Annotated in this window: 9 protein-coding genes and 1 tRNA gene; 5 read left to right on the top strand and 5 right to left on the bottom strand. The window is 34.5% G+C overall.

The genetic code is table 11. The features are described from left to right. The 4 genes from P6733_RS17730 to P6733_RS17715 all read right to left on the bottom strand — a co-directional run. A partial coding sequence (locus tag P6733_RS17730) for a DUF6531 domain-containing protein (RefSeq protein WP_306354296.1) occupies positions 1-1,522 on the bottom strand: 1,522 nt, incomplete at its 3' end. Between the two features lie 12 nt (positions 1,523-1,534). Continuing rightward, complete coding sequence (locus P6733_RS17725; RefSeq protein WP_306354295.1) at positions 1,535-2,884, bottom strand: hypothetical protein; 1,350 nt, start codon at positions 2,882-2,884, stop codon at positions 1,535-1,537. A gap of 1 nt (position 2,885) precedes the next feature. Further along, positions 2,886-4,661 (bottom strand): type VI secretion system Vgr family protein, encoded by a 1,776-nt coding sequence (locus tag P6733_RS17720; RefSeq protein ID WP_306354294.1) that lies wholly within the window; start codon positions 4,659-4,661, stop codon positions 2,886-2,888. A gap of 267 nt (positions 4,662-4,928) precedes the next feature. After that, positions 4,929-6,014, bottom strand: coding sequence for a DUF5694 domain-containing protein (locus P6733_RS17715; protein ID WP_306354293.1), 1,086 nt, complete (start codon positions 6,012-6,014; stop codon positions 4,929-4,931). Between the two features lie 190 nt (positions 6,015-6,204). Here P6733_RS17715 and P6733_RS17710 point away from each other — a divergent pair, with 190 nt between their 5' ends. The 3 genes from P6733_RS17710 to P6733_RS17700 all read left to right on the top strand — a co-directional run bounded on the left by P6733_RS17710 (position 6,205) and on the right by P6733_RS17700 (position 9,332). Next, positions 6,205-7,218: a sensor histidine kinase gene (locus tag P6733_RS17710; protein ID WP_306354292.1), complete on the top strand. Its 1,014-nt coding sequence runs from the start codon at positions 6,205-6,207 to the stop codon at positions 7,216-7,218. A 55-nt stretch (positions 7,219-7,273) separates the two neighbouring features. Then, a complete protein-coding gene (locus P6733_RS17705; RefSeq protein WP_306354291.1) occupies positions 7,274-8,011 on the top strand; it encodes a LytR/AlgR family response regulator transcription factor in 738 nt (245 codons plus the stop codon). An 85-nt stretch (positions 8,012-8,096) separates the two neighbouring features. Continuing rightward, on the top strand, positions 8,097-9,332 hold the full coding sequence (locus P6733_RS17700; RefSeq protein ID WP_306354290.1) for a hypothetical protein: 1,236 nt from the start codon (positions 8,097-8,099) through the stop codon (positions 9,330-9,332). A gap of 103 nt (positions 9,333-9,435) precedes the next feature. Here P6733_RS17700 and P6733_RS17695 read toward each other — a convergent pair. Beyond that, positions 9,436-9,509 (bottom strand) — tRNA-Ala (locus tag P6733_RS17695). A gap of 86 nt (positions 9,510-9,595) precedes the next feature. Between P6733_RS17695 and P6733_RS17690 the strand changes: the two genes are divergently transcribed. Beyond that, positions 9,596-10,363, top strand: a complete 768-nt coding sequence (locus P6733_RS17690) for an enoyl-CoA hydratase/isomerase family protein (protein WP_306354289.1) — start codon at positions 9,596-9,598, stop codon at positions 10,361-10,363. A 68-nt stretch (positions 10,364-10,431) separates the two neighbouring features. After that, positions 10,432-10,884: a 6-pyruvoyl trahydropterin synthase family protein gene (locus P6733_RS17685; RefSeq protein ID WP_306354288.1), complete on the top strand. Its 453-nt coding sequence runs from the start codon at positions 10,432-10,434 to the stop codon at positions 10,882-10,884. Positions 10,885-11,003 lie beyond the last annotated feature (119 nt).

Here is an 11,003-nt window from a genome sequence, read left to right as displayed (position 1 = left end):
ATTCGAACATATCGGTGTATTCGAAAAATTTAGAATTCCCTAATGCATCTTGAATTTGAGTGCATAAAAAATCTTCATTATAATAGTATATACTTTCATTGCCCAAGGCATCGGTAATCACATTGTATCCTAATTCTGGGTAATAGGCCAAACGTCCTTCTAGAACGCCCCCATCTCCCCAAGTATGAATGCATCGTCCTTGTTTATCATATTTCCAATAGAATGTTTGTCCATTACGATCTGTTTTGGAATCCATCAAATGATTGTGATAGGTAATTGTTGTTGCTTTTTCTAATGCATCCAAAATCGCAATCAAATCTCCTTCCTCACTATAACGGTATCCTACTAATAGTTCCTTTCCTTTTTTGGTTTGCAAATACACCGCCGTAATACGCTTTTGTTCATCAAGATCAAAAATCAAAACTCTACCACAGCTGTCTGTTATTCCATGAAGTGCTGTTCCTGCATAATGCAATTGAATGGCCAATCCTGCTACATTACTGATGCTCACTGCTACGCATTTTGCATTCGTAACTGCTTCGTAGCTATACGTTAATAGCGAATTATGGTTATAAACTGTATAATTATTCCCGATTCTTTTTAAGGTTAATCGTTCCATTCGATGGTAAAACTCTTGTTCCTCTTCTAAAAGGGGAAATCCTGCACTGCGTCCATCTGGAAGCATAACTCCAATAAATCCATCACTATGATGGATGGTTAAATCAAGGCTATAGCTAAAATGATATCCATGTCCTAATTGATGTTCATAGGAAGCATCTGAATTCCAAATACGCTCCCATACTAATGGGATAGGTCCCGGTAATTCAAAATCTATTACTTCAGAAAAGACTATTCCTTGTACTAAATCTACGGGTTCAAAACCATGCTTACATAAAAATTTACTCAATCGATTGGGTCCTTTTGCTGCTTTATTGGCTAACTTATTTAGTTTTTTAAGCATTGAACTGAATACTTTCCCAAGGCCTTTCATTAGAAAACCAAATCCTAATCCTGCTGCCAAATTGATGAGTATCCCCATTAAATCTGGAACATAAGGACCGGCAATATTCACAGGCTTACCCGTTGGAATAGGTAAACTCATACTTGTGGGTGCAAATAAGGATGGAATAGGTTTCCACCATTTTTTTCCAGGGGATAAACTCAATGGAATCCCAATATCATTGCACGTCATTTCCATATAACCTTTTGGACTAATACGACGTCCTTCCATATAAGCATCTTTACTTCCAAAAAAGTTCATGGATTCATGGCCAATTACGGGTATCATCGCAAACGGCCCCGTAAATAATGGAATGTGTATAAAGGTTATGATTCTTCCTCCCGTATCGGTAACACCTCTGGGTACACCATTTACATTGACCGAAGAACCAATAAAAGGAATATAGTCCATCGGATCGATTACAATCCCAATGTAGGGATGTATCGGATTAAAAGGTGGTAATGTATTGAAATGCAAATCAATACCAATCACAGGGGTAAAATGATTATTTGTTAGCAACATAACCGTGTATTTTTAAGATTCACTTTCTTTTTTCTCTGGTACACTTTCTTTCAACCTATATACTAATTCTTCTCTCCATTGACTTCCAAACAGTCGTTCCATTCTTTCTTTTAGTACAATAACCTGATTCTTATCTTTATTCTCATTCAGCTCAATATAATGGTGGGCAATGAAACAGTAATCCGTAACGCCTAAGCTGTCGTCTTCCATCTGTAGTCCTACTTCATATCCTTTTGCGGTATACGCTTCATATTCTTGGGTATAATTGTGTGTGTGTCCTAAATAAACAATGGTTTTATAGGCTGACAGAGCCATTGGAAAGAGTTTATTTTCTTCACTTATTTCCGCTTGTTTGATAAAATGTACTATCGCTTCTTTATGTTCACCATGCATCGATGCTAATGCTCCTAAATAACCATATACCTGAATTAAAACAGGAATGTTTTTGGCATCTTCTTTTACTGCATTTTTAGCCATTTGCAATGCTTTCTCTAGCATTTTCTGGGTTTCTTCCTGAGCGGGGAAATGCATTAAGAATCCTGCATAAATTAAATATCCAGACGCTAACATACTTTTATCGTGTGAGCGTACTGCTGCCTGAATTAATTTCTCACCCCATTCGTCCAATATGCTTCTAGTGTTATTACTGGTTGCTTCTCCCATCTTCAACATACATACACGAAACTGAACTTGGGGATCATTTGGGTCTCCTTGAGCGGCTAATTGCGCCACTGCCCCACGCATGTCCATATTTCCAGGAATGATATCTATTACTTTAGGAAAGATCATTTTTGTAACCCGAGAAAAATAATTGCGTTCGGCATCATCCAGAATGGCAAATTTTATGGAGGAAGGAAAGGAATAATCATTTAGTAGCGTAAAGAACCAATCCATGTAATGGTCATTATTGGTTACACTTCTTGGGATTAGCGTTAGGACTAAAGGTCTTTTTTCTTCACTGGCAAAAACAGAAAAATCCTGAAGCATTTCTAATAGCAATGCAACTCCTTTATCCTCTTGACTGAGTGTTTTTAATTTTTCTTCAAATGCAGCATAGTTCCAAACGGCTTGTTTATCATTATTCTGCAATTGTTCTTTATACATTATGATCCAGTCTTGAACTAGGTCTTTTGCAAAGGTTTCTTTGGTTACAAATCGGGTAAAGAGAACCACAAAAAAATCGGCTAATTTTCCATGAGGGGATGCTTCTAATTTTAAAAAACCATTTAATAAATCTACATCTTCTCCATGAACAACCCATCGTGCCAAAGCATAGTCCGGATTTTTCTCTGTTCGTCTAAACCATGTTTCTTGTAGTTTACCTATGCGAACAGCTATTGGATTATGTTCATGATTCATCATCTTAGTTCAGATTTAAGATGGTTCCTTTTACATTGGTTGCAATTGATCCCTTCATATCAACTTGCTTTCCTTCTATCGTTACTTCTTTTTCTCCCGAAACACTTACCGATGGTGCTCCTGCTTCAATTAATGTTTTACTTGAAATTCCAACGGAATCACTTCCATCTACAGCAACTTCTTTTGAACTCACATTGACATTATTTTCTCCGATGATATTAATCTCTTTTGAAACGATATTAATAATTTCTACAGAAGATATTGTAATTGACTGTTCCTTAGTATCCAATATTATTGTATTTCCATTTTTATCTGAAATCGTAATGGATTCGGCACCATCTTTATCATCAAATTTGATTGTATGTCCCCCACGCGTTTGAATTGCTTTGTAATTATTGCTGGCTTCATTTTGACCTGTTTTACCTTTTCCATTGTACATGGTTCCCAGTACAAAAGGTTTCTCTGCATTTCCGCCTTCAAAAGCAACGAGTACTTCTTCTCCTACTTCGGGAATAAAATAAAATCCTTTTCCTCCACCAGAATGTGGATTCGTCATACGGATCCAAGGGCTTTTACTTCCTTCTTCTTTTTGCCAAGCAAATTCAACCTGAACTCGACCTAATCCTTTTGGATCATTGTTATCGACTATTGTTCCCGGTTGTGTTTCTGCCATCGGTATACTATGAACATTCCCATAAGGAGGACAGTTTACAGAATCGGGAATGGCATCAAAAGTGTTGTGGTAATTCCCCGATTCGTCGCATACGTGGGTAATATCTGTTATGTAATAACTCCCAAAAAGCTGTTCTTGCAAAGTATCTAACGGATTTGAAGTCATAGAAAAAGCAGGTTCACGAATGACTACAATATCACCAATGCGCAGTCCTGTTTCATCTGAATCGCCTCGGGCAGTTACTAAATCGGATGCTCTGGAATATAATTGCGTTTTGACACGGTCCAATAAATGAGATCGGGTATTTCCCTCTTCAATATTGTTACTATATAACATTGTGGATTGATTTGGAAACATTTTTTTAGACACTTCTACCATGGCTTGAGCAATTCCATCTGTTTGGTAATTCACTTCTGTAGCAGATGCTTTTTGACTGTCTGCCCCTGAAGCTTCATAGCCTAGATATTGAAAATTCATTGCTTTAGCTCGCATTTCAATATTAAAAGAATGTAGCATTCTTCCATATTCTAATGTGAAGGTTTTAGGCTGAGGTTTTCCAAATCGTAATTCTTCACCATTATAATACATCCATTCTCCTCTTTTTTGTGCCATTCGACATAAAAACCCAAAATCGCTTTCATTGTATTGTACCGTATAAGATAGCGTTGAATCTTTTTCAACGGATACACTTGGTTTTAAATTTCCTTGTGTATATTTTTTCAAAACCTGATTTACAATATCTGAAAGTGTCATATCATTATAGGACTTCACATGGGGTGTTCCTTCTAATAATATGGTCGGACTATATCCATTGATGATGATTCCTCCCGCCGATCCTGATGTTCTCACCATTTGAGCTTCGGTAATGATTCCATTAAAAACCAAAGGCGATTCTGTTATCGTATTGGTTGGTGAAATGGTGATGTTTATAGGTTGTCCAATATAGCCTTGTGCCTTATCTATTGCCTGTGTAATAAATTCTTTCGGCAAAGGTTGCAACAATGAAAATTGGTGGTGTGTATTTACTTTTTGGTTAATGACCAATTGAGAAAATCGGGGTAATATCTCCCCCGCAATTCGTATCTGTACAGTAGTGCTAATTGGCATATTTTTACTTTTTTAAATGAAACAACTATCATATAATTATCTAAAAACCTCAATCACAGAGTGTTAAATTTAGTATTTTTTAATATAACTTTATGTTTATTTATCATTAATTTTTGTGTTATTTTTGATTTGTAAGCCAAGTATTACAGGGTTTTAACATAAAAAACTATGCAAGCCTACTAAATCTGGTAAAACAAAAAAATCCTCCAAGATTACTCTCAGAGGATTTCAAACGAATGCTCCATCATTAATACCCAATCGTTTCTTCTACAATTGATTATAATTTACAATCTTGATATTTTTATCTTTTGCTAATAAATCTTCTATTCCTTTTTGATGTGCTGATCCCACCACTACCAATACACGTTTCGGTTTATGCATTGCAATTTGATTTATAATATTTTCACTCATTCCTTCATTTCGCAATTGCCAGTATTTCATCATTTGCTTTACTTGTGTTTCTGGATATTCTTTTGAAACACCAAAGACAGCTTCTCCACCATAAAAATTTATCAAGTCACTCATTTGTGCATTATATATCGAATTGGAATATCCATATCCTGATGATAATTTATGAGCTACAGATTCCTCATAGACTTTATTCTTCGCATCTTCAATTGCTTTTACAATTTTTGCTTCTTCAGAATTGGAATCCATCTTTGCTATCTTTCCTACATAGTGCATTATATAAGCAACTAATCTCCATGATTCTATCCATTTGGCATCGTAACGCTGACAATCAATTGGGTCAATTTCCTTAATGCCTAACTCATATTGTAGGGGATAAATAATAGTCGTATACTCGCTGGTTTTTCTGTAAAGCTTCGCTTTTTGAATTGAATCCTGGGATCCGATATGACTATTATAGTATGCTAATTCTTCTGTCCCAAAGGATTTTTTCTTGTATTTTTCCAGAATATAAAGCTGATATAATCCATTACCAAGGTCATAGTTTTTAAAATAACGTATCGCCAAATCAATCCTTGTTTTATGAAAATTTTCCGACTTCATTAAACTCGCTTGGGCTTTATTTATTAGTTTTTCACTATTTTTCTCTACTCCTTCATTGTGTCTTTTGATATAATCAACTGTTTTCAACCAATTCTTTTTAGTCGTTAATTCGTCGTCTAGGCTCAAAAGATCTGATGGTTTTAAAAACTCTCCCATCACTCGGTCGGGATTAAATGTTTTCAATTTCTGGATAATTGCTTTTTGAGATAAAGAATCTGCTGGATCATTTTCGTGGAAGGTTCCCAACACCATTACTTCTACTTGATCTTGTGCCTTGATCTCTTGTATTCCTAAAAGGATTAAAGCAAATAAAGTTACTACTATTGTAAATACTGTTTTCATATGAATTTTCTGTTTTTGATTTCTGAGTACAAACTTGAGAGTATATTCTCCCGACAGAAAAAAAATTATCCCAACAGGCTAATTTATTATCCCAACACCGCTAATTAGTCAAAATTGGCGTTGGTGTAAAATTTGAACCGTTTGGTATAAAAAAACAGTGGTATGCAAAAGCGTTTGCTATTTTTGGCTCATGGGAAAATTTAAAATTATTGGTATCCATATTATCATTTGGATCTTGTTTTTCAGCTATACAACAAGTTCATGGTTTGAAGCGCCTATTAATAAGGTCCAATTATACATTAATTTATCAACCACCTTTGTCAAATTAATGGAGTTCTACCTCTGTTATCTTGTCTTTTTCCCACTTTTTTTGAAACGAAATAAAATCCCTCAATTAATAATCAGCATTATTGCAACTTATATCTTCTATCTCGTTTTACGCTATAGTATTCAAGAACTACTATTTCCTTATTTTTTTGGATTCAGAAATTATGATGAAGGCACTTCTTTATGGTATTATTTTACCGATAATATTTATTTCGGATTTACATTTATCATTTTAGCGATAGCCGTATATGCAACACTTAATGCCTACAAACAGGAACATCAAAATAACGCATTGCGTAAGGAAAGAGATGCTGCTGAACTCGCTTTTTTAAGATCACAAATCAATCCTCATTTTCTATACAATACACTTAATTATATTTACTCCCTTGCCATCCCTGTTTCTGATAAGCTCGCTCATGCCATTGTTAATTTGTCGGATTTGATACGCTATACCTTAAATGAGAACAAAGAGGGAAAGGTCGAAATTGCAAAAGAAATCCATTATATCGAAAATTATATTGAGCTTTTTAAGCTACGTTTTGAATCTCGTTTTTATGTTACTTTCGTTTATACCGTTAAAGATACACAACAGCATATCGCTCCTCTTCTATTAATTCCTTTTGTGGAAAATGCATTAAAACATGGCGTCGTAAATGATCCTCTAACACCCGTATCTATTACATTGAGTATCGAAGAGGATAGTGAAATGCATTTCACAGTAACGAATCAAATCAATCAAAATCAAAAAGATATATCGAGTGGAATTGGATTACCCAATGTAAAACGTCGATTGGAACTCATTTATCCGAATGCACACCAACTTGACATTGCACAAGATCAAAAAAGGTTTCATATTGAACTACAGATTAAACTATAATTTGTATTTTGGTTAAAGCAAATTAAACGAACTATTATCTAATCCTCTATTTATTGTGTCCCACCTAATTCGTTGTTTGGCTATTGATGATGAAGCTTATGCCGCTAATATCATTGCTGCTTTTATTCAAAAAACACCTTTCCTTACCCTTGTAGGTACAGTGACTAATGCACTTGATGCACTTCAATTGGTTCAAGAAGGAAAAGTTGATTTAATTTTTTTAGATATCCAAATGCCTGAATTAACGGGTATTCAATTCTTGAAAATCATTGGAAATAAATGTAAAGTTATTCTAACGACCGCTTATCCCGATTATGCTTTAGAAGGTTATGAACTGGATGTTGTAGATTACTTGATGAAACCTATTGGTTTTGAACGTTTTTTACGTGCTGCTCAAAAAGCGAAAGAAATAATCACACCGCTTGCTAATGTCGCTCAAGACGAACCGAAAACAACTGAAGTTACTGCTCCAGAAAACAACTATTTGTTTGTGAAAGGGGATCGAAAAAATACTTTCAGTCGGGTGCAATACAATGAAATCCTCTATGTGGAAGGCTTAAAGAATTATGTAATCATTCACACTTCTTCTAATAAGATTATTACCTATCAAAACTTGAAGGATTTAGAGATTAAACTTCCAACTCCTCCCTTTTTCCGAATTCATAAATCATATATTATTTCTCTCGAACAGGCTCAAAATATTGAAGGGAATAGTGTCATAATAAACAAACAGATCATCCCTATTGGAGAACATTATCGCACTGCTTTTTTTGAACACATAAAGCTCCTTTAATTTTTCTTTTTCATTATTGTTAATTTCATGAGGGACACTTCTTTTTATACTACATTTATCCCCAATCAAGATCATCAAAAAACACATGAAATCATTTTATATAGTAATTTTTACGCTTTGCTCTTTTACTGTTATCGCTCAAAAAAATTCACCTAAAATAACCGCCACTGTTCAATCAGACAGTTTAGATTTAGAAAAGCTTATTGTAAAAAATTCTTTTACCTATACTAATGCTAAATATGAGGGTCCTGGATGGGACTTAGTAGTGAAAGAAATTAACAAAGCTCATTTTGTCTTTGTGGGTGAACCACATGGAATAGCAGAAGTTGCTGTTTTCACAGGTAAATTAGCTGAGGTTTTTAAACCCGCAGCATTAGTAGTTGAAATTGATCCATACACTGTGAATGAACTTAAAAAAATAAGCATCCAACCTACAAAATATGCTAGTTATCTTAAAGCTAATCCTTATGCTTTTGCCTTTTATAGTTGGGATGTAGAAATGGATTTAATCCGACAAATGCAACAAAACAAAGTAGATATTTGGGGGTTGAATGAAATTAATTTTCTTTCATTAGATCAATTTTTCAGAACATTAGCAAGTGAAGCTAAATCTCCAGCCAATAAAAAGATAGCCCTTCAAAAGGCAGCTGAAATTAGAGCAATCGATTTACCAATATTTGGTAATGCCAATAAATATGGTGATTTTTATGGTTATAAAAAACTTTCAGTAGAAGCTGTTGATTCTTTATTAATTCAATTTAAAAAAGAGAATAAAGTTTGCCAAAAAATGCTGAACGACCTAAAAACGAGTGTTCCCATCTTTGCTAATACTGCTTATCAAAAACGTGTTAATTTGATGAAAAAGAATTTATTAAATTATGTCGCTCCTTATATCACAAGTGACGCAATTAATATTCCTAAATTACTTTTTAAGTTTGGAGCAAACCACATGAGCCGAACCAATATTCAAAAGGGGTATTTTGAAGTATCAAATTTTGCAGACAACCTTGCTGAAGCTGGAAATCATAGAACTTTACATCTACTGGTTATTGGTAAAAAAGGAACTCAAAACCAAATGGCTCCAGTAGATAATGACAAGGCAATTATTCCATATGATATTACAGATGGTGAACTGGATATCTTTGTTCCTTTTGCTAATAAAATTATTGGAGATGAATGGGCTTATTTTAATTTAATCCCTATTCGCATTGCCATAAGAGAAGGTAAACTTAAATTAATTAATCCTTCTCTATCAGAATATGTTATGAATCATGACGGACTTATTATATCTGGTAAAGCCACCGCAACAAGATTTCTTTAAGGACTTTACAGGCTTAAAATAATGGAATATTCAAGGAGTCTGGGGGTTCTTTATTAAACAAAAAAAGCAACTTATTTTTTATAAATAAGTTGCTTTTAAATTGTGGAGAAGATGGGGCTCGAACCCACGACCTCTTGACTGCCAGTCAAGCACTCTAGCCAACTGAGCTACATCCCCATGATATTCGACAAATATAGTATTTTCAACGAAACATAAAACCTCTTTTCGTAAAATGTGTAACTTTATACCAAAATAATTACACAATGATAACTGATAGACCCAACGGATCTTTATATACACAAATTGAAAATAAAATAGCAACTGTAGAATTTGGTCATCCGGCCAGTAATTCCTTTCCCAGTGAGTTGTTAGATCGATTAACGCAAGAACTGAATTCCTTAAGTTCAAATCCAGATGTTAGTATTATTCTTTTAAAAAGTGAAGGAACCGGTGCTTTCTGTGCTGGTGCTTCTTTTGATGAATTATTAGCTGTTTCAAACTTAGAAGAGGGTGCAAAATTCTTTTCAGGCTTTGCCAATGTGATCAATGCTATGCGCAAATGTTCTAAACTTATTGTGGGTCGTATTCATGGTAAAGCTGTAGGTGGAGGTGTTGGATTGGCTGCTGCTTGTGATTATGCTATGGCAACTGTAGAAGGTAGCGTGAAATTATCCGAATTTACTATTGGAATTGGTCCTTTTGTCATTGCACCCGCAGTAGAACGAAAAATGGGAAAAGCAGCATTGTCTGAAATGACTCTTGCTGCTCACGAATGGAAAAATGCTTATTGGGCTCAGGAAAAAGGCCTATATGCAAAAGTATTAGAGACGATTAGTGATTTAGATAAAGAATTGGATATTTTCTGCTTAAAATTAGCCAGCTATAACCCTGACGCATTAACGCATATGAAAAAAGTATTATGGGAAGGCACCGCAGATTGGGACCAATTATTGGTTGAAAGAGCTGCTATCTCAGGAACATTAGTTTTATCGGATTTCACTGTTGCTGCTTTAACCAAATTAAAGAAATAAAAAAGCCTTTGGGGATTCTTCCCCCTGCTTTATTTTATTTAGTAAATTTGCCGCCTAATTATAATACTATGAGTAAAATCAGAATTACCAAACAATTTAGTTTCGAAACAGGACATGCCTTATTTGGCTATGATGGAAAATGTAAAAATGTACACGGACACAGTTATAAACTTTCTGTAACTGTTATCGGAACACCTATTGATGATCGATCGAATGTAAAATATGGAATGGTAATCGATTTTGGTGATTTAAAGAAAATCGTTAAAGAAGAAATCGTTGACGTTTTCGACCATGCAACTGTTTTTAATAAAACTACTCCTCATATCGAGTTAGCTAATGAATTAATTTCTCGCGGTCATGATGTAATTTTAGTCGATTACCAACCCACTAGCGAGAATATGGTTATTGATTTTGCACAAAAAATTAAAAATCGTTTACCAAATAACATTCAACTTTTTTCCCTTCGCCTCCAAGAAACTGATACTTCTTTTGCGGAATGGTATCAAAGTGATAATGAATAAAAACAAAACGGGCTACTCAATGAGTAGCCCGTTTCTTTATAATACGTATTTAGTAATCTGATAATCTGTTTATTCTTATTTCTTTACAATCAAGAATTCACTTCTTCTGTTTAAAGCAT

The sequence above is a fragment of the Flavobacterium aerium genome, from assembly GCF_030766725.1.
Classification (GTDB): domain Bacteria; phylum Bacteroidota; class Bacteroidia; order Flavobacteriales; family Flavobacteriaceae; genus Flavobacterium; species Flavobacterium aerium.
The sequence above is the reverse complement of the archived record's forward strand: the minus strand, read 5'-3'. Positions and strand labels throughout refer to the sequence as shown.